The organism is Paraburkholderia sp. JHI2823 (genome assembly GCF_038900695.1).
GTDB classification, from domain to species: Bacteria; Pseudomonadota; Gammaproteobacteria; order Burkholderiales; family Burkholderiaceae; genus Paraburkholderia; species Paraburkholderia mimosarum.
Genome location: NZ_JAYMRY010000025.1, coordinates 1 through 20,422 on the forward strand (window position 1 = coordinate 1; position 20,422 = coordinate 20,422).

The window sequence follows — 20,422 nt, forward strand, 5'->3', positions numbered from 1 at the left end:
CCAACGTCCTGGAGCCCGAACTCGACCAGAACTGACAAGGAAATCTACAATCGACACCGCGCAACGCCCAACCCCGCCGAATCGGTCACGTTCCCGAAATCGGCGGTCACGTTCGCCGAAATCCGCACTGTGGGTACGTACTTGCGTCAGGGTTATTCGACGTCTGCCCTCATTCACGTGGCTGTGAGTGTGCCGCGAAGCGTGTAGGCACCTTCGACCGTGTCTTCGCTGTTGCAGGGCCTGCCGCCGCGCTGCGTGGCTACGCTTTCCAGAATCTGTGGTAAGCCGGCCCTTCTGACTTTGGCGGGTGTTCCGGTTCAGTTATCTTGACGGGCGTGGGCATGGGAAAATCAACACCCACCAGAATGGCCTCGCCCTGCCCAAGCGTTGGAAGGAATGCTGCCGCCGAACCGTCCAGATTCCCGCACGCTTTTTCGACGACGTCGCGATCCCGTTCATTGATGAGCCGATGGACGATGAACATACCCATCTGGCTTAGCACATCCTCGGGTACGTCGCACGGGCGTTGTGTCGCGAGGATGGTCGTCAGACCGTATTTTCGACCCTCCTTGGCAATCAGCCCAAAAGCGTCGAGGTGCATACGGTTGTTTTCACCGCCCATATTCCGGTTCAGGAATTGGTGTGCCTCATCCAGCACCACGACTACGGGCATCTTTTCAAAGGCACGTTGACGGGCTATACCGAGCAGATAGCGTCCGATGGCATTCGCCAGCAGCTCACGGGCGTTGTGATCACACGGCAGGAACTCCATCGAAATCCGGAGAACCCGGTTGCCGGATTTGAGAAACGCGTCAATTTGCTCAGTGAGCGACGACTCGAATACTTCCGGATGGAAGAGGCAGCGCAGCGATTTCGCGCGGGTAATCGAATAGATCTTCGCGACGAGTGTCTCGCAATAGCCTTTGGTGCGTTCGTCGTACCCGCCCCACACGGAATAGTCGGGCTTCGCTAGGGAGCCGCCGTTTTCGTACACGCACTCCTCAAAGATTTGCTTTCCAAGCTGCGAAATCAGGTATTTGGCGCCTTCGGCCTCGACGGCTCCTTCATGGCGGGCCCAGGCCACGTTGAACTCCCGACGGACGGTGCCTGCCTTTTTGACGGTAAGGGGCTCGTTTTCGCCGTTCAGAACGTAGTTGAGCTTGAGGCTACGCAAGGCTTCGCGCAGCTTGGGGACCTGCGCCCCAGGACTTGGCTGGAAGATGGCGAAAAGATCGGGTTCGGTGAGCTGCCAGTATGGAAAGGCAACGAACTGACGAGAGTCGTCTTTGCTTTCTCGCTCGCCTCCCAGATGGATCGCCTGAACACCTTCCGCGAACGTGTGAAACTCTCCCGTCGGATCGATTAGGATGATCTTGCCGCCGATGCGGGCGGCCTCCTGGACGACCCGTGCCACGGTCCAGCTCTTGCCCCCGCCTGTCGCACCAAGCACTGCACAGTGCCTGCCAAACATATGCGTGGGGCTGACATTGACCTGGGTACCCGATTCCTGTGAGATCGTCGCCAGTTCAATGAGCCCGGCAACGCCGGCGTTGTTGCCTTCGACGATGTGCTTGACCAGAAGCGGATGTGCCGAATAGACCTGCTGGCCGATACGGGGATGAACCGGAATGCCAGAAATCACCTTGCCGGTTGCCAGCTCAAGTGTCGTCAGCAATTGCACGAACCCGATCGGATGCGCGTCGGGGCGCTCACCCAGCACGGGTTCTGCCTTGAGCCGTTCATTGTCCGGCAGCCGGACCTCGGTAATCCGGCCAAGCACGGCAAGTCCTTCGCCCTCCATGAAGACAAACTCACCCACCTGCCCGCCAAGAACTGCGTAGCCCGAATACTGGCGCGCCGACACGCTTGCCGCAAAAGGCAGATTGATCTTCACAGCGTCTGGACTCACGTACGACACCGAGCCGACGTATCTGCTCGGATCGAACGGGCTTGTGGGCAGGCGCCTGTTCATGCCTTTTCGCCTCGAAGACGCCGGATACGTTCAAAGTGCTGCTCGAGGTCCGTTTCGGCAGCAATGTCGGGCAGGTGGGGCACGATTTCCTCGAACGTCGCGCTGATCAGCGCAAGGCGGGCATCGCCGTGCTCGATGAGGTAACGAATCTTCTTCAAGTGCGCATTCGTTGCATCTATTCCCGATTTTTTTGGATCGTCCGTGCGCGGTCCGAGTCCCGGATCACATACGGCTACCTTGAGACTGAGGTTCGAGTTGATTGCCGACAGTATCGGCTCCGCAATGTGATTGTCGTTAAAGCCGAACCCGAGGATCAGCAGGCCGGTGTCGGCCTGGCGAAGTGCCGCCTGAAGCGACGACATCATCTCGAAATAGGGTTGCTCGAATGCGAGTTCATATTTTGTGTTACGAGGATAAACCAGCAGGGGACTGTCGCAGTCAGCCTTTTTCTCAATCTCGTTTGTTGCCGGGTTTCTCATCCAGTCAATCGAACCATGCAGCTTGTAGAGCAGAAAGACGTTCGAGATGAAATCATGGCTATCGGGGTTGCTGTCGCGTCTGACGATGTCGTATGTGAAGTAAAGGCTGTCAACGACCTGTGGGCTGGCGTGCGAGAAGCCGTCGATCACAACATAGCGTCCTTTGCGCGCAGCGTACTCAAAACACAGATCGCACGGTTACGTCGTCATCGGGCTCGAGGAAACGCACGGCGTTCCGAACCGTCGATTCGGCCGTGTGAATGAACCGGCGGACGGTCTCCCGTTCATTTTGATCAACCAAGAATTCTGCGGCGATCTTGCAGTGAGAAAGCAGCGCCTCAATATTTCCTTTTCGCTGCTCATCCTCTGGCAAACGTGAAAGCACAAGAACCCGCTCGAAATCGTCGCCGGTCACCTCATGCACTTTCGACCACAAGTCCCACATGGTCGGCGCCAGTCTTTTGCCCTCGACTGGTTTACGACCTTCTGCACTTTTTGCCTCGTCAACATTCACGTGCAACGATGTCCCGAGACCTGTGAGAACAACAAGGTTACTGCACCGGAAACAGTCGGACAGACTGCGCTGGATTTCGTCAAGCGCCGGATCTGACACGGGTTCACCATTGTCGCCAGGTGGTCGAGTCTTTTCCCACTGTCCGGAACTTCGATAAGTGAATACCTGCATTTGCTGGGTTCCGCGCTGATAATGCCGGGCAGTATACGACTTTCAGGTGCGTGCGAGGACAGAGGTCGGCATCTGACATTCGCGGTCGAAGACGTCTGGATGGCAGAAATGGAGCTCAAAGCCGCCTTACAAACGTCGACCCGTGAGTGTCGGCTCGGCCGACAACTCGCCGCCCGGGATGCCGCGCAAATGACTTGTCCCGTTTGCGACCTGCCGTAGCCCTCCCATTGCTTCGCAAGGCAGTGGTTGTCGACCCGCCTTCCGCGTTGCCCACCAGCATTCATCCAGTTTTCCCATCATGATCGGCGAGGCGTCAGGACGGAATGGCCGCGCGTACAGCGGCCACCACGCGCTGGGCCAGTTCGTCGCGGGCGAGCGGCGGGAATTCCGCCTTCAGCTCGGCCGGAAGCGTGCCAGTTTCCAGCACGGCCTCGATGATGCGGTCAATATCAGTGTTGGGCCCTTCGATCACGTTCTTGATGCGAAGGCGGGCCTGGTTCCACGGGTGTTCAGTCGGCGAGAGCAGCGCGGAACCCAGCGCGTGGGCCAGTGCCATGCGCATCTCCAGGCTCGCGCCGCTGTCACCCTCACCGTTTTCGAGGCGGCGGACCTCGGTCTCCGTCGTGTTCAGCAGTCCTGCGAGTTCTGCCTGGGTCAGCTGCCTGGCTTCGCGCACGCGGCGGACCATGTATAAAGCGACATCTTCGAGGCTGCTTTTGGGAGTGGCAAAGCCATCTTCAGACTCCTTGCGCGTAGAACTAAAGAGGCTTGAAAGCGTGGGGATGGCGAAAAACCTCAATCAAACCTGCAGGCTTCTTGACGTAAATAAGGATCGCTTGCGCAATCTGGCGCCAGATATCGTCGCTCGAATAGTGAAAACTGGACGGGAGGACAGACACAGGCAAAAGATTGAACGAGAAGAAGCCAACGTTAACAACTATTGGCAATGCTACCCGGAGCTACGCTCACAGCACATACAACCAACGAGCGGTAGAGTTTCGTCGCTAGTGTCTCAGAGAACAGGAAGAAAATTCAACCGGTCTGAAGCTTCAAAGTTTCAGAAGAGGGCGTCGCGGCTATCAGCGGCCATCAAGGATGCCGGGGATGCTACGGATAAGCCTCGTTCGAAAAATCGGGACACACCAAGGACAACCAATTCTTGTCGTAAACGACATTAATTGATGAACTCTACATTTTTTTCGCAAACACCCTGCTCGGCGAAATTGGCGGAAGGCAGCCAGAGTCGAACTGACCCGGGAGCGGCTGACGCCCCCAACCGGGTTTGAAGCCCGGCCGTACCACCGGATACGAATGCCTTCCTTCGTCAAACCCTGCTTCAGTTGCAACTGAAAATACAGGCACATGCCGATGTGCCTACAACCATTCGCGCATTCGGCTATCGAGCCGCAGCAGATGGGTGTCACGCTGGAAGCGAGTATATCCAACGCGATCGAAGAACTCCAGAATCTGGATCGCGCGCTTGCGGCCCAACTGCGTGACGTCGCGAAATGCCGCGGCGCTCACAGCGCCGCCCTGTTCGATAGCAACCTGCGCGACGACACGCGCGAGCATTTGCACCACGTCGCGATCGTAAAAGAGATCGCGCACGACCTGGTACACCCTGCCGAGCCGGGCGAGCTTACGCAACAAGGCACGCACCTTCTCTTCCGGTTGCCGCGTTTCGCGCGCAAGGTCGCGCACCCAGGGGGGATCGAAGCGTCCCTGCGCAATCAACGGCGTGAGAAGCGCAGCCAGCGCTTCCTCGCCGGCGTCGAGCGTCACCGCATGCGAAGGCAGATGCAGCCGCGGCCCACTGCGCGCCACCCTCCCCTCTGCCGCGAGCGACTCGATCGCGGCGCGCCACACGGCGTCACTCACGAGCGGTGCCGCCATGCGCCGCAAGCGCGCTGAATCGGGCCCCTGTTCATCGGGCGAGCGAGCATGAAATTCGGCGAGCGCTTCGACAACGCGCTCCTTGAGCCGCGTCCAGTGCGCGTGTGCAATCACCGCGCCTTCATCGTCGCGCCCTTGCGGCGCGATGGGTATCGCATTCGCGGGCAGTTCGAGTGTGGCATCGTCGTAGCCCGTCAATTGCATCAACGTCGCGCGCGAAATGCCGCGCGGCGCTTCTCCGATCAGCGGCGCAAGACTCGCTTCGTCGAGCCACGCGCGCAACGCGTCGAGCCATGCGCGCCGTTCAGGCGTTCTGCGCCGCCGCGATGGTCCGAACGGATCGAGCACGCGCCCTCCGCCCACGGTGCGAGTCGCCTGCGCATTGCGGACGATGAAACGGTCTCCCGGCAACGCGTGCAACGGCGCATCGAAGACGAGCTGCACGCGCGCAGCCGCACCGGGCGCAAGCGTCTCGCCTTCGAGCAACGCAACGTTCGCAACGCGGTGCGTGGTGCCGAGGTGCACATGAAGCGGCGACCAGTGCTGCAGTGTGATGCCTGCATCGCCGAGCAATTGCAGTTCGACGTCGAGGCGCACAGCAGGCTCGGCCAGGCGCGCGTCGACAATCCAGTCGCCACGCGCGATCTTCTCCTTGTCGACGCCGGTAATGTTGAGTGCGCAACGTTCTCCCGCGCGCCCCGTCTGGACCGCGCGATTCTGCGCATGAAGTCCGCGCACGCGCACCGGTGCGCCAGCCGGCGCGAGCACGAGCGTGTCGCCCGTTTGCACCTGTCCGGCGAATACGGTGCCCGTCACCACCGTTCCCTGGCCGGTCAACGTGAACACGCGATCGACGGCGAGGCGAAAGAGGCCATCGTCACGGCGCGCCCGCCATGCGGCGGCGCGCTCGCGCAGCCAGGCGTCGAGGCACGCCACGCCTGCGTCCTGGGATTGCGTCGCGCGGGTTTCGAAAATCGGTGCGTCCGCAAGCGTCGTTTTCGCGAGCCACGCGGCAATTTCCGCACGCACTGTTCCCAGCCGCGCCGCATCCACGCGATCGGCCTTCGTAAGCGCGATGGCGCCCTGCCGCACACCCAGCAACTGCAAAATGGCGAGATGCTCGCGTGTTTGCGGCATGACCCCGTCGTCGGCGGCGATCACGAGCAAGGCGAAGTCGATGCCGCACGCACCCGCCGCCATCGTGTGCACGAGCTTTTCATGACCCGGCACGTCGATGAAGCCGAGCACGTCGCCGTTGGCGAGCGGCAAGTAGGCGTAGCCGAGCTCGATCGAAATGCCGCGTGCCTTCTCTTCCTTCAGACGGTCGGTGTCCACGCCGGTCAGCGCGCGGACCAGCGTGGTCTTGCCGTGATCGATATGCCCCGCCGTACCGACGATCACAGACGCAGCTCCGTGAGTTGAGCGACGAACGCCGGCTCATCCGCGCTCTCGAGGCAACGCAGGTCCATACGCAAGGCGTCGTCGGCAATGCGGCCGATCACCGGTCGCGGCAGGCTGTATAAAGCGCGCTCGAGTTTGAGCAGCGCGCGGCCGCTGCCGCCCTTACCGGCATGGCGCACGACGAGCCCGCTGCTCGGCAGCACGTCAACGGGCAACGCGCCACTGCCGATCTGGCTGAACATCGGCTCGATGTTCGCGGCATACGTTTCGCCCAATGCGCGCTGCAACGGCGACAGCACGCGCTGCGCGGCCTCCTGTATTTCCATCGCGGGACGCGTGAGAAGGCGCAATGTCGTAAGCCGCTCCTGCAGAAATTCAGGCGCCCGATAGAGGCGCAGCACGGGTTCGAGCGCCGCGAGCGTGAGCTTGCCCACGCGAAGCGCACGCTTGAGCGGATGCTTCTTGATCTTCGCGATCATGTCCTTGCGCCCGACGATCAGCCCGGCTTGCGGGCCGCCCAGCAGCTTGTCGCCGCTGAATGTCACGAGGTCCGCGCCCGCTTCGATGGTCGCGCGCACCGTGGGCTCCGCGGGCAACCCCCACTGCGCGAGATCGACGAGCGTTCCGCTGCCGAGATCGACCGCAACCGGCAGGCCATGACGGCGCGCGAGCGGCGCGAGTTCATCGAGTCCGACGCTTTTCGTGAAGCCGCTGATCGCGTAGTTGCTGCAATGCACCTTCATCAGCAGCGCCGTGCGTGGATTGATCGCCGCTTCGTAGTCCTTGAGATGCGTCCGGTTGGTCGTGCCGATTTCGCGCAGCCGCGCACCCGCGCGGCTCATGATGTCGGGTATGCGAAACGCCCCGCCGATCTCGACCAGTTCGCCGCGCGACACGACGACTTCCTTACGCGTGGCGAGCGCACTCAGCAGCAACAGCACCGCCGCCGCGTTGTTGTTCACGACGGTTGCGGCTTCCGCACCGGTCAGCTCGCAGATCAGCGCATCGATCAGGTCGTCGCGGTCGCCGCGCTTGCCGCTCGCCAGATCGAATTCGAGATTCGCGGGTTGTGTGAGCGCCTGCACCACGGCCTTGACTGCCTCGTCGGGAAGCAGCGCGCGGCCGAGATTCGTGTGCAGCACCGTGCCCGTCAGATTGAATACGGGGCGCAGACGGCTTTGCGCGCGATCGGCCAGGCGCTGGGCGGCGGCCGCGATCACGCGCTCCAGCGCAAATGGTTCGATGTCCTTGTTTTCATGCTCGAAGGTCCCGGCCTGCACATCGCGGCGCCAGGCGTCCTGAGCGGCGCGTATCGCATCGAGCACCTGGGTGCGCCCGTACTGCGCGATCAGCGGTTGCGCGTGGGCCGAGGCAATCACGCGCTCGACCGCCGGCATCTTTGCGAGCAGCGTGTTGAGCGCCCGCGCATCGTGCTCCGTTGCTCGTCCCACGGTTTCACTCATGGCGCACGCGGCTCCTTACTGGTCACGTGGCACTTCGGGCCACAACAACGGATTCGGGCTCGCGCGGCGGTAACCCGCTTCGCTCATCAGCAGATCGAGCGTGAGGCTCGCCAGGTCGTCGGCAAGCGGCTCGAAGTCGAGATCTTTCTCCTGATAGCCGATCTTGCGGTATGTATGGCACTCGTCACACGATTCGGCCTTGAGTGCGGGATTGCCGCCTTCGATGCCGTGATACGCAATGCCCTTGGTCGAATCGCAGTTCGTGCACTTCACGCGCACGACGTGGGCCTCGGTGCCGCACAGGCCGCATTGCGCGTAGCGATAGCCCTGATACGCGCCGCCGATGCGCACGATGCTGGCCACGGGCGGCGAGCCGCACACGGGGCACACGCCGGGCGCATCGACGTAGGGCACGTCCCGCGCGTCGATGCGGCTTGCCAGGTCGGTCCACACCACCTGCAGCGCGGCCATGATGAACGGCGCGGTGGCGGGCGCGATTTCGGTGTAGCGCTGTGCGAGGATCGCATCGGCCTGGGCGTCGAGCTGCGCCTGGTCCATGGCGCGCAATGCGTCGAGCACGTTTGCGAGCGCGGGCGTGACGGCGCCGGCAGCTTCGATGCGATCGGCGAGGCGGTACAGCACCTCGCGCCATTGCGGATCACGCTCGCCACCAAGCGCCGGTAGGATCGGCATCGAATGGCGTTGCGCGCTTTCGATCGATTCGCGGACGGGCAACGCAGCGTTCACGTGTTCGAGCGCTTGCTGCTGCGCGTCGACGAGCACTGCCATCAGCCGCACATAGCCACCGATGGGATTATGGTCAGCGAGGTGCCGAAGCCGCGCGGCGCGCGTGCTGAAAAAGGCGGAACGCTCGGGCAGGCGGATGCGCGGTATGGCCGAGGGATCGAGCGTCTCTATTTGCTGCGGGTCGAGAATGCGTTGCGTCACGACGGTCTGCTCCAGAACGGCTTCGCAAATAAAAAACCGCCGTGCCCTCGCGGGCGCCGGCGGTTTGCCGCTCGCGCCGCCGCTGCCTTAGCGCCAAACGGCGCGGCAGGCGGCGCGCAGCCTGTGCGTTACTTGATGCTCTCGCGGAACCAGCGCGGATGATGCTTTCGGGCCCAGCCCCAGGTCACGTAACCGCGCGTCATCGCGCCGATCGATCCCTTTACCCACAAAGCAGCATAGATGTGGATGATGATGCCGCAGATCAGCACGAAAGCCGTTATCGCATGCACCAGCGAGGAGAGCCGGATGATCTCGATCGGGAAATACAACGAGAAATATCGCCGCCAGATCACAATGCCGCTCAAGAGCAACAGCACGAGGCAAACCACCATCACAAAGAATAACAGCTTCTGTCCCGCATTGTAGCGGCCGATTTCGGGCAGTCTGTCTTCACGGTTGTTGAGCACGTCGCCCATCTGCTTCATCCACTGGATGTCGTCGCGATCCAGATAATTGTGATGCCAGAAACGCAGCGCGAGGATCAGGAACGACACGAACATCACTACGCCGATGAACGGATGCAAAATGCGCGTCCACTGCCCGCCCCCGAGCACCGCGTAAAGGAAGGACATGGACGGATGGAACATCGCGAGGCCCGAGAGCGCGAGCAGGATGAAGCTGATCGCCGTGATCCAGTGATTGCTGCGCTCGTTGGGCGTGTAGCGCTCGATCAATTGCGGTTCATCGTATTTCATCGCTGCGCTCCTCGGGTGATTCGCCACGCATGCGCCGCGCCTCGTCGCGCGCCGCGGCTTCATCCTCGTCGGTCACTTCGTTCGGTCCGACCCGCGTGTAATGGAAGAATCCGGCCAGCGCCGTGAGCGCCATGATGCCTAGCGCAATCGGCTTGGCCGCGCCTTTCCACAGCCGCACCATCGGACTGATGCGCGGGTTCTCGGGCAGGCCGTGATAGAGCGAGGGCTGGTCCGCGTGATGGAGCACATACATCACGTGCGTGCCGCTCACGCCAGGCGGATCGTAGAGCCCGGCGTTCTGGAAGCCGCGCTCCTTGAGATCCACGATGCGCTCGGCCGCATGCTGCTTCATGTCTTCCTTCGTGCCGAACACGATCGCGCCAGTCGGGCAGGTCTTCACGCAAGCGGGTTCCTGCCCCACGGCCACGCGGTCCGAACAGAGCGTGCATTTGTAGACACGGCGGTCCTTCCGCGAAAGACGCGGAATATCGAACGGGCACCCCGCGATGCAAAAGCCGCAGCCAATGCAGTTTTCCTGATGGAAATCCACGATGCCGTTCGTGTACTGCACGATCGCGCCCGGCGAGGGACAAGCCTTCAGGCAGCCCGGATCTTCGCAATGCATGCAGCCGTCCTTGCGGATCAGCCATTCGAGGTTGCCGTCCGGATTCTCCCGTTCGGCGAACCGCATCACGGTCCACGAGTGCTCGGTGAGATCGTGCGGGTTGTCGTAGACGCCCGTATTGAAGCCGATTTCGTCGCGCAGCTCGTTCCACTCCATGCACGCGGTTTGACACGCCTTGCAACCGATGCACTTCGTCACGTCGATGAGCTTCGCGACCGTGCCGGTAGCCGGCTCGCGCACGCCAGGCGACGGCGTGGTCGTGGCGGACACGCGCTTGATGTCGAGTGATTGCAATGCCATGGTTCGCGTCCCCCTATGCCTTTTCGACCTTCACGAGGAACGATTTGAACTCGGGCGTCTGCGAGTTCCCGTCGCCAACGGGAGGCGTGAGCGTATTCGTCAGATAGCCCGGATGCGTGAGCCCCTTGAAGCCCCAGTGAAGCGGCACGCCGACCGTGTGCACGGTCTTGCCGTCGATGTTGAGCGGCCGGATGCGCTTGGTCACTACCGCCACCGCGATCAGGTAGCCGCGATTGCTCGTCACCCTCACGCGGTCGCCCGCCACCACGCCCACCTCCTTCGCCAGCACTTCGCCGATCTCGACGAACTGCTGCGGCTGGATGATCGCGTTCAGGCGGGCGTGCTTCGTCCAGAAGTGGAAATGCTCGGTGAGGCGGTACGTGGTCGCGACATGCGGGAACTGCTGCGCAGTCCCGAACGTCTTGCGGTCGTCGGGGAACACGCGCGCGGCCGGATTGTTGGTGGCGAGCGGGTTGTTCGGGTGGAACGGGTTATACCCGAGCGGGTTCTCGAACGGTTCGTAATGCTCGGGGAACGGTCCTTCGTTCATGCCGTCGCGCGCGAAGAAGCGTGCCACGCCCTCCGGATTCATGATGAACGGGCCCATGCCTTGGTCCGGTGCTTCGTCGATCTTGAAGTCGGGCACGTCCGGGCCGGTCCACGCGCTGCCGTTCCACGCAATCAGCTTGCGGGAAGGATCGAAGGGCTTGCCCGCCGCATCGCACGACGCACGGTTGTAAAGCACCCGGCGATTGGACGGCCAGGCCCAGGCCCAGTTGAGCGTCTGGCCAATGCCCGTGGGGTCCGAGTTGTCGCGCCGGCCCATGAGGTTGCCCGCCTGGGTCCACGCGCCGCAGAAGATCCAGCAGCCGCTCGCGGTCGTCCCGTCGTCCTTGAGCTGCGCGAAGCCCGAAAGCTGCTCGCCCTTCTTCACGAGCACCTTCGTGGCGTCCTTCGGGTCGGTCTGGTCGGCGAGCGCCTTGCCGTTGTACTCGCGCGCGATCTCTTCCGGGGCGGGGCTCGCCGGATCCGAATAGGGCCAGTCGAGCTTGACGATCGGGTCGGGCAGCTTGCCGCCGTCCTTCCGGTACGCCTCGCGTATGCGCAGGAACAAGCCCGACATGATTTCGAGGTCGCTCCTCGCTTCGCCCGGCGGCTCCGCGCCCTTCCAGTGCCACTGCAGCACGCGGCTCGAACTCACGAGCGAGCCGTTTTCCTCGGCAAAGCAAGTGGTGGGCAGGCGGAACACCTCGGTCTGGATCGAAGCCGTATCGACATCGTTGAAGTCGCCATACTTCTTCCAGAACTCGGAAGTTTCGATGGCGAGCGGGTCCATGATCACGAGCCACTTGAGCTTGCTGAGCGCCGAGACGGTCTTGGCCTTGTTCGGCGAGGACGCGAGGACGTTGAAGCCCTGGCAGATGTAGCCGTTGATCTTGCCTTGATTCATCAGCTCGATCGTTTGCAGCAGGTCGTACGGCTTGTCGAGCTTGGGCAGCCAGTCATAGCCCCAGTTGTTGTCCTTCGTGGCCGCGTCGCCCCACCACGACTTCATGAAGCTCACGAAGAACGCGCCGTAGCGCTGCCAGTAGCTGAGCTGGTTGGCCCGCATCGGCTGCGCTGCGCGCTTCTTGATGTAGTCGTCGTAGTCCTGCTCGGCCTCGAACGGCAGCGTCATGTAGCCCGTGAGCAGATTCGACATCAGCCCGAGATCGGTGAGGCCCTGGATGTTCGAGTGGCCGCGCAGCGCGTTCATGCCGCCGCCCGCAATGCCGATGTTGCCCAGCAGCAGTTGCACCATCGCGCCGGTGCGGATGTTCTGCGAGCCGGTCGAGTGATGGGTCCAGCCGAGCGCGTACAAGATCGTGCCCGCGCGGCCCGGCTCGGCCGTGCTTGCAAGCATTTCGCACACCTTGAGGAATTTGTCCTTCGGCGTGCCGCACACCTTCTCGACCATTTCGGGCGTATAGCGCGAGTAATGCTGCTTGAGCAACTGGTACACGCAGCGCGGGTCCTGCAGCGTGTCGTCGGTCTTCACGAAGCCGTCGTCGCCGATCTCGTAGTTCCACGACGACTTGTCCGGGTACGCGTGTTTCTGCGGGTCGTAGCCGGAAAAGATGCCGTCGTTGAACGCGTAGTCTTCGCGCACGATGAACGTGAAGTCGGTGTAGTTCTTCACGTACTCGTGCTGGATCTTGTCGTTCGTGAGCAAATAGTTGATCACGGCGCCAAGGAACGCGATGTCAGTGCCAGTGCGGATCGGCGCGTAGAAGTCCGCGACCGATGCCGTGCGCGTGAAGCGCGGATCCACCACGATGAGCCGCGCCTTGCGGTGCGCCTTCGCCTCCGTGACCCACTTGAAGCCGCACGGGTGCGCCTCGGCCGCGTTGCCGCCCATCACCAGAATCACGTCCGCATTGCGAATGTCGACCCAATGGTTCGTCATCGCACCACGGCCAAACGTCGGGGCAAGACCTGCCACCGTCGGGCCGTGTCAGACACGCGCCTGGTTGTCGAATGCGAGCAGGCCCATGCTGCGGGCCACTTTGTGCGTGAGATAGCCGACTTCGTTGCTGCTCGCCGATGCGGCCAGCATACCCGTGGTCAACCAGCGGTTCACGGTCTTGCCGTCGGCGGTCTTCTCGACGAAGTTCGCGTCGCGATCTTGCTTCATCAGCTTCGCGATACGGTCGAGCGCCTCGTCCCACGAAATGCGCTTCCATTCGTTCGAGCCGGCCGCCCGGTACTCGGGATACTTCAGGCGGCTCTCGCTATGAATGAAATCGATCAGGCTCGCGCCCTTCGGGCACAGCGTGCCGCGATTGACGGGGTGATCGGGATCGCCCTCGATATGGATGATGCTCGCCGTCGCGTTCTTCGCGCCATCGCCGAGACCGTACATGAGAATCCCGCAACCGACCGAGCAGTACGGACAGGTATTGCGGGTTTCAGTGGTGCGCGCCAGTCTGTATTGTCGGACTTCGGCAAGCGCGTTGTCGGGTGCGAAACCCATCAACGCGAGGCTGGAACCCGCCAGCGACGTTGCCGTGACCTTGAGGAACTGACGCCGGGACATTTGCAGCATGATTCGTCCTCGGCTTCTGGTTGTGGGTTTTTTAAGTATATGACGTTTTGGGAGACGGATCGCGCAGGATGCCGGCAAGCTTGAGGGTGCGCAACCCGATGTACCGGCGACCTGGCCCGGGAACCGTGCTTGCTAATATTAGACGGACAAACCAGCCATCTCTTAACGCAACGAAGCCACCGCGGGGCGCGCCATCATGTCAACGCTTTCCACCGAAAGACTGCAGTCCGCCGCGCGCAAGGAAGCGTCGTGGGTGGTCGGCGCGCTGCGCCAGTTCATCGCCAACCGCTGCCCGTCCCTTGCGGCGAGCATTGCGTTCTACTCGGCATTTTCACTGGCGCCTACCCTGGTGATGGTGATCGCGGTGGCGGGCTGGTTCTTTGGCGACGCCACCGCGCGCGGCGAGTTGTTTGGCCAGGTCCAGAAGGTGCTGGGCGACGACGCAGCAGCGGCCGTCACCACCATCGTGCAGCACGCGCACCGCGCCGGCAGCACGGGCGGCGTCGCCGCGATCGTCTCGCTGGCACTGCTCGTGATTGGCGCGTCCGCAACGTTTTCATCGCTCCATTCCGCCCTGAACATCGTCTGGCCACCCGACGCGGCGCGCACCTCCAGCGTGATGGCGCTGGTGCGCGTGCGGCTCGTTTCATTCGGCCTCGTGCTGGGTGTGGCGTTCCTGCTGATCGTTTCGCTCGTGCTCGACACGGCGATCATTTTTGCGGGCCAATGGCTCTGGGGCAACTCGCCGTTCGTGATCATCGGCAACCTGCTGCAACTCACCGTGGGGCTCGCCGTGCTGGCCGTGGCGTTCGCCGCGCTGCTGCGCTTCCTGCCCGACGCCAGCGTGCAGTGGCGCGACGCGATGGTGGGCGGCGCCGTCGCGGCCGTGCTGTTCACGGCGGGCAAGAAACTCTTCGCGCTCTATCTCGCGCACGCAGGCATGGCGACGGCATTCGGCGCCGCCGGCTCGCTGGCGGTGCTGCTCATGTGGCTGTATTTTTCGGCGGCGGTGCTGCTGCTGGGCGCGGAGTTCTCGGCGGCGCGCGCACGGATTCACGACCCGCGCGGCGCGTGGGGTTTCCTGACGGAAACGCCGCCCGGCAGCCGCGCCAAGCTCGCTTCGGTCCTCGCTGCCTCGACCATTGGCCAGCGGCAAGATGGGGCGCGGGTGAGCAGTGATCCGGCTACGTCGCCGGCACCGGCCGTGCCGATCGGAAGCCATGCCGCGTCCAGAATGGCCGGGACGCGTCGCCCTGCCGCCGTCGTTTCAGCAGACAAATCGACACTATCGGAAACGCGGCTTTCCTCAGTCGGGCGCGCAAGCGCGCATGGAGGAGGCGTCGAGCGGCCCGGATCGGGCTTGCGAATCCGCCGCTCAGTCATCAGGATCGAGGACACGGCCACTTACGCCGCCGCGCTCACGCTGGTGCAGGCGGGCCGCAGCGTGGCGGCCGCCGACCGCTATGTCAAGCGCCATCCGTGGGGCTCGGTGCTGCTGGCCGCGAGCGCCGCCTTCGCCATGACCGTTGCCGGCGGACGCCACCCTCGGACGATCGCCGGCCCGGCCGCGCAGGCTGCCGCTGGCCGCGCCCAGCCTAAAAAATAACGCCCATTTGCGGAACTTTTATCAAAACCAGCAATAATGGGCGATCAACAATCCAATATTTCCTAAATTGCCATAATCGACGCAGCGCCCGCCTGGCAAGGGATCGTGGGTGGTGTCAGCTTTTTGCTACAAACTTTTTTTTTCAGTTCTGGTGCATTGGCCTGCTGCGTTATTCTCCATCGCGCAACAACTACACAATCTTCAGCGTGGAGAAAACAGAATGAAACGAGTCGCTCTCTCGACCCTCTCGGTGGCCCTGCTGGCCGCAGCCGGCACCGCGCACGCCCAGAACAGCGTGACGCTCTATGGTGTGATCGATGAATCGATCCAGTACGTCAACCACACGATGAACAGCCAAGGTCAAAACAAGAACCTGGTCGCCCTCGTTGGCGGTAACCTGTCTGGCAACCGTTGGGGCCTGAAGGGTACGGAAGATCTGGGTGGCGGCCTGAAGGCAATTTTCCAATTGGAAAGCGGCTTCAACATCAACAGCGGCGCTATGGGCAGCTATAACGGCAACCAGGCGATCTTCGGCCGTCAAGCATTCGTTGGCGTCACGCACGATCAGTACGGTACGGTCACGTTGGGCCGCCAGTACGACCCGCTGGTCGATCTGGTCCAGCCGCTGACCGCCGACAACTACTTCGGCAGCACGTTCGCAACCCCCGGTGACGTCGACAACAACGACAACACCTCGCGTACGAGCAGCGCCATCAAGTATGTCTCGCCGAACATCCAGGGCTTCCAGTTCGAAGGCATGTACGCGCTGGGCGGCGTTGCTGGCTCAACGGGCTCGGGTCAGAGCTGGGGCGCAGCCGCCACGTACGGCATCGGCTCGTTCAACGTAGCCGGCGGCTACTTCATGATGGACAACTCGTCGTCGCCGGCAGCCCGCGCAGCCAGCGCAGCCAAGGGTTTCGGCGGCTGGTCGCAGAGCGCAACGTCGGATAACGTCTTCTGGAACGGCAGCCAGATCAACGCGGCCTACGCTTCGGCCAAGTCGGTCGGCACCGGCCAGATCGCTGCGCAGTACGTCGCTGGTCCGTTCACGTTCAGCGGCCGCTACAGCAACGTTCAAATGCGTCGTGACAGCGCTTCCGCGTTCCCGTCGAACGAACGATTCAACGTCGCAGCCGGCTTCGTCGGCTACCAGCTGAACCCGGCCACGCTGCTCGGCCTCGGCTACACCTGGACGCACGGCGCTGGCGACGTGTCGAACACGTACAACCAGATTTCGCTCGGCGCGGACTACAACCTGTCGAAGCGCACCGACCTGTACGCTGTGGCGGCCTGGCAGCACGCCAATGGCACGCAGCGCGACAGCGCGACCACGACGTCGATCGCAGGCGCTTCGATCGGCTCGTACGGCTACAACTCGGCTACGAGCTCGCAGACGATGGTCAGCCTCGGCATCCGCCACAAGTTCTAAGCAACGCTTTACTCCGGGCTTCGGCCCGGCGCCGGAACTGGCTGACGAGCCGTTCCGGCGAAGCGAGCGAGACCACGCAGCTAAAAACCATACGCTGCACAACCAGCCTCGGGCGCAAGCCCTGGCTGGTTTTTTTATGGGCGCTGGAATTTAGAAGACTTACGCGTAGGGGCCCGCAATGCCTCTCGCTTCGCCCGCGCCTCGTACAGGCGCACAATCGAGCGGACGATTCAACGCACGCGCGCCAGCGCAGCAACCGCATGCCGCACGAACGCATCGCCCAGCGCCGTCGCCGTCCGCTGCGCACCGCGCACGACATGGAGTGCGGCCGGCAGCGCGGGTGCGAAGCGCTTCACGCTCACGCGTGCACTCGCGTGCTGGGCCGTCAGCGCGTCCACCAGCGCCACGCCCGTTCCCGCTTCCACCATCGCCACGATCGATTGCGCCAGCGCCGCTTCGACGCCAAGCTCGCGTGTCACACCGCTTTCGGCGAACAGCCGGTCGATGCCCATTCGCAACTCGCTCGCAGCGGCAAACGAAATGAAACGTTCGCCCGCGCAGTCTTCGGCATGAATCACGCGCTTGCGAGCGAGCCGGTGTCCACGCGGCATGATGCAGCGCAGCGGCCATTCCCCGAGACACTCCAGGCGCACGCCGGGATGCGCGACAGCCTGCGCGACGAAGCCGAGATCGCAGCGTTGCGCGGCCACCCGCTCGGCGATTTGCGCCGCATCTCCCGTCAGCAGTTCCAACTCGACACCTTCGTGCTCGTTAGCGAACGCAGAAGCAACGCCCGGAAGGAAGTCCGCGCATAGATCCGCTGAAGCGGCAACGCGCACGACGCCGCGCCGTTGCGCGCGAATCTGCGCCGCGGCCTGGGCCACGCGCGCGAAGCCAAAGAACGCGCGCTCGACTTCGTCGTGCAGCGCATGCGCTTCGACCGTCGGCAGCAAACGGCCCTGGCGCCGCTCGAAGAGCGCGAGTTCCATCTTCGCTTCGAAATCGGCGAGCAAGCGGCTCACCGCGGGCTGCGAAATGCCCAGCGACTGCGCCGCGCGCGTGACCGTGCGCCACTGCATCAACGCGCGAAAGGCTTCAACCTGGCGCAAACTGAGGTCGGCTGCGGACATATCGTTATGTTATGGGTCTATGGAAGGTGACACCGCCAATAAGCGATTTCCGGCGACTTACGTGCTGCATATCTGGCGTCATCTTATCGATATCGCTATATAACATAAGAGCATAGCAGCACACTTCGGCACCCGTTGCACGCACCAAACGAAAAATCCCCGCGGGCTCGTCGCCGACGGGGATTTTTGGGTACTGACGGTAGCCGCTACCGAAGGTCGCGGCTCCAGCGCACTCAGCGCGATCAGGCTGCTGCTGCGTCCTTCAGCTTCTTCAGGGCGCGCGCCTTGATGCGGACCGATGCGGGCTTGGCCGGGAACCAGCGCTCTTCACCCGTGAACGGATCCTTGCCGAAGCGCTTCTTCTTCGCCGGCACGGCCTGCACGACGATCTTCAGAAGGCCCGACAGCGTGAACTCGCCGGCGCCCTTCTTGTGGACCGAACCGAGGATCGTGTCTTCCAGCGCGGCGAGCACAGCCTTGGCTGCCTTCGGCTCGACGCCTGCACGCTCAGCGACGTGGGTAGCCAGCGAGGCCTTCGTGAAGGTGTCCTTGATCGGCGTCGGTGCGCCGGACGCCTTCACGGCGACCTTCTTAGCTGCGGCCGTCTTGGTGGCGGGCGCTTTCTTTGCGGCAACCTTCTTGGCCGGGGCTGCTGCCTTTTTTGCGGCCACTTTCTTTGCGGAAGTCGGCATGTTTCTCCTACCAGTGTTGGTCAGTGAATCGAAGAAGCACTGCGGAATGCACGTGCTTCAACGGCGGATTCTACATACGCGCAAGCGTTTTGCGTGAAGCTTTTGCGTTGTCGTTACGATTTTGTTGCGCGGCGCAGACTCCCGATCACATTTCGACGCCTGTTTACAGGGGTAAACGTGCACGTGCGACACGCGCAAGCGGCTCGAATGCCTCCCTTTCGCCCGCGCCGCGCGCAAGCTCGTCGTCAGAAAAGTGCTTTGCGCAGGGTGTTTTTGCACGATTCCGACTGCCATGCCGGCGGCAGCGCGCCGACACGATGCAGTCAAAGCGAACGCAGCAGCGCGGCGAGCGACGTCAGCGCAGCATCGATACGCTCGGCGTCGACGCCGCCGTAACCGAACAGAAAACCACTTTGTACAGGCGCTTCTAGATGAAACGGAGCGAGCGGATGCAGTCCGACCGATGCGCCGCGCGCGGCCTGCACGACCGTCGCGGCGTCGAGCGGCGCGACGAGCCGCGCCGCCAGGTGCAGCCCGGCCGTGTTCGGCGTGACCGCTTCGAGCCACGGCGCTAGCGGGCCACGCAGGTGCGCGAGCAAAACGTCGCGGCGCTGGGCATACGTCTGATGCATGCGCCGCAAATGGCGCGCGAAATGGCCGTCGAGCATGAAGTCGGCGAGCGCCGTCTGCGTGAGCACGCAGCCGTAGGCGTCGCCGATCTGCCGCGCGCGTGCGAGCGGGCCGGCAAGCGCTGCGGGCGGCACCATGTAGCCCACGCGCAGCTCGGGGAACATCGTCTTCGAAAACGTGCCGACGTAGGCCACGAGACCGGCGTTGTCGAGGCTCTTGAGCGGCTCCAGCGAGCGCCCCTCGAAGCGGTATTCGCAGTCGTAGTCGTCTTCGATCACGAGCGCGCCGTGCGCCTGCGCCCATTCGAGCAGCGCGACGCGCCGCTCGAGACTCATCGGCATGCCGAGCGGAAACTGATGCGAAGGCGTCACGTAGACGAGCCGCGCGGCCCTCGGCAACCGCTCGACGACGAGACCCTCGCCATCCACGGGCACCGGCACGACCTTCGCGCCGAGCGCGGCGAAGATGTCGCGCGCGGGAGGATAGCCCGGGTCTTCGACGGCGACCACGTCGCCCGGTGCGAGCATCACGCGCGCGAGCAGGTCGAGCGCCTGCTGCGCGCCCTGCGTGACGATCACGTCCTGCCAGGGGCTCTGCACCGCGCGATTGAACGCAAGATAGCGCGACACCGCGAGGCGCAGTTTCTCCTCGCCCGCCGGCTCGCGATACATCCCGAGGCCGCGCGCCTGCACGCGCAACGCGTCGTTGATACAGCGCCGCCAGATGTCGAAGGGAAAGCGCGATTTGTCGGTGATGCCGCCCGCGAAGTCGCAAGCGAGCCGCGCATCGCGGCGCGGCAGCGCGTCGATGCGCGCCTGTGCATGCCACCACGGGGTGGCCTGCACGGCGCGCGGCGCCCGCTTGCCGGGCGCCGCTGTGCGGGCGGCAATGGAAGCCGCGGTGGCCGCGCGGATCTGCCCATTGGGATGACCGCGCTCGCGCGCGGGCAGGCGTTCGAGCGTATCGGCCACGAAAGTGCCGGAGCCGCGCCGCGAGTTCAGATAGCCTTCTGCGAGCAACCGTTCGAAAACGTCGAGCGTCGTCTTGCGCGAAACGCCGAGTTGCAACGCGAGATCCCGCGTGGACGGCAGGCGCGTGCCGCCCGCAAGCCGGCCATCGACGATACTGTCGCGCAGTTGGCGGTAGATCTGGCCGGCTAGATCGCGACGGCCTGACACGGTGACGTGGAGTTCCATGATGACGCGGCAGGTAGCGGACTGCGGGAAGGAAAGTGGTCACCCGAAATATTGCCAGAATGGCTATATGAACGCGCCAGCGTCACGCCTAAAGTGCAGCCGTGGTCGATGCAATGCGCAGGTTTCGATCCAT

General features: G+C 63.2%; 16 protein-coding genes and 1 tRNA gene. 3 read left to right on the top strand and 14 right to left on the bottom strand.

Annotated features, from left to right (window positions below; translation table 11 throughout):
• The coding region (locus tag VSR34_RS24030; protein WP_342963732.1) for a hypothetical protein at positions 1-207 on the top strand (207 nt) is incomplete at its 5' end.
• Between the two features lie 52 nt (positions 208-259).
• On the opposite strand, the gene VSR34_RS24035 is transcribed toward VSR34_RS24030, so the two are convergent.
• From VSR34_RS24035 to fdnG, 11 genes are all read right to left on the bottom strand, one after another.
• Complete coding sequence (locus VSR34_RS24035) at positions 260-1,894, bottom strand: ATP-binding protein (RefSeq protein WP_342963733.1); 1,635 nt, start codon at positions 1,892-1,894, stop codon at positions 260-262.
• A 74-nt stretch (positions 1,895-1,968) separates the two neighbouring features.
• Positions 1,969-2,601 (bottom strand): SIR2 family protein, encoded by a 633-nt coding sequence (locus VSR34_RS24040; protein ID WP_342963734.1) that lies wholly within the window; start codon positions 2,599-2,601, stop codon positions 1,969-1,971.
• Between the two features lie 28 nt (positions 2,602-2,629).
• Positions 2,630-3,136, bottom strand: coding sequence for a hypothetical protein (locus tag VSR34_RS24045; RefSeq protein ID WP_342963735.1), 507 nt, complete (start codon positions 3,134-3,136; stop codon positions 2,630-2,632).
• Positions 3,137-3,449: 313 nt separating this feature from the next.
• Complete coding sequence (locus VSR34_RS24050) at positions 3,450-3,935, bottom strand: helix-turn-helix domain-containing protein (RefSeq protein WP_155836797.1); 486 nt, start codon at positions 3,933-3,935, stop codon at positions 3,450-3,452.
• 425 nt (positions 3,936-4,360) lie between these two features.
• Positions 4,361-4,456, bottom strand: a tRNA-Sec gene (locus VSR34_RS24055).
• A gap of 54 nt (positions 4,457-4,510) precedes the next feature.
• On the bottom strand, positions 4,511-6,430 hold the full coding sequence (gene selB, locus VSR34_RS24060) for a selenocysteine-specific translation elongation factor (protein ID WP_342963736.1): 1,920 nt from the start codon (positions 6,428-6,430) through the stop codon (positions 4,511-4,513).
• Positions 6,427-7,893 carry an L-seryl-tRNA(Sec) selenium transferase gene (gene selA, locus VSR34_RS24065; RefSeq protein WP_036045724.1) on the bottom strand — a complete coding sequence of 489 codons (1,467 nt, stop codon included), beginning with the start codon at positions 7,891-7,893 and terminating at the stop codon, positions 6,427-6,429. Before selA ends, selB begins: the two co-directional genes overlap by 4 nt.
• Before the next feature lie 15 nt (positions 7,894-7,908).
• A complete protein-coding gene (gene fdhE, locus VSR34_RS24070) occupies positions 7,909-8,841 on the bottom strand; it encodes a formate dehydrogenase accessory protein FdhE (RefSeq protein WP_342963737.1) in 933 nt (310 codons plus the stop codon).
• Between the two features lie 128 nt (positions 8,842-8,969).
• The gene (locus VSR34_RS24075; RefSeq protein WP_342963738.1) at positions 8,970-9,596 is read right to left on the bottom strand and encodes a formate dehydrogenase subunit gamma; all 627 of its coding nucleotides are present in this window, start codon (positions 9,594-9,596) and stop codon (positions 8,970-8,972) included.
• Positions 9,583-10,521: a formate dehydrogenase subunit beta gene (gene fdxH / locus VSR34_RS24080; protein ID WP_342963739.1), complete on the bottom strand. Its 939-nt coding sequence runs from the start codon at positions 10,519-10,521 to the stop codon at positions 9,583-9,585. The genes VSR34_RS24075 and fdxH overlap by 14 nt, the downstream gene beginning before the upstream one ends.
• 13 nt (positions 10,522-10,534) lie before the next feature.
• The gene (fdnG, locus tag VSR34_RS24085; RefSeq protein WP_081723488.1) at positions 10,535-13,606 is read right to left on the bottom strand and encodes a formate dehydrogenase-N subunit alpha; all 3,072 of its coding nucleotides are present in this window, start codon (positions 13,604-13,606) and stop codon (positions 10,535-10,537) included.
• Positions 13,607-13,802: 196 nt separating this feature from the next.
• Here fdnG and VSR34_RS24090 point away from each other — a divergent pair, with 196 nt between their 5' ends.
• Positions 13,803-15,212: a YihY/virulence factor BrkB family protein gene (locus tag VSR34_RS24090; protein ID WP_028210840.1), complete on the top strand. Its 1,410-nt coding sequence runs from the start codon at positions 13,803-13,805 to the stop codon at positions 15,210-15,212.
• A gap of 220 nt (positions 15,213-15,432) precedes the next feature.
• A complete protein-coding gene (locus tag VSR34_RS24095) occupies positions 15,433-16,641 on the top strand; it encodes a porin (RefSeq protein WP_028231753.1) in 1,209 nt (402 codons plus the stop codon).
• A gap of 230 nt (positions 16,642-16,871) precedes the next feature.
• Here the strand turns inward: VSR34_RS24095 and VSR34_RS24100 are convergent, their stop codons facing one another.
• From VSR34_RS24100 to VSR34_RS24110, 3 genes are all read right to left on the bottom strand, one after another.
• The gene (locus VSR34_RS24100) at positions 16,872-17,771 is read right to left on the bottom strand and encodes a LysR substrate-binding domain-containing protein (protein ID WP_028210838.1); all 900 of its coding nucleotides are present in this window, start codon (positions 17,769-17,771) and stop codon (positions 16,872-16,874) included.
• A 242-nt stretch (positions 17,772-18,013) separates the two neighbouring features.
• Positions 18,014-18,463, bottom strand: a complete 450-nt coding sequence (locus tag VSR34_RS24105) for an HU family DNA-binding protein (protein WP_028205533.1) — start codon at positions 18,461-18,463, stop codon at positions 18,014-18,016.
• A gap of 323 nt (positions 18,464-18,786) precedes the next feature.
• Positions 18,787-20,289: a PLP-dependent aminotransferase family protein gene (locus VSR34_RS24110; RefSeq protein ID WP_342963740.1), complete on the bottom strand. Its 1,503-nt coding sequence runs from the start codon at positions 20,287-20,289 to the stop codon at positions 18,787-18,789.
• Positions 20,290-20,422 lie beyond the last annotated feature (133 nt).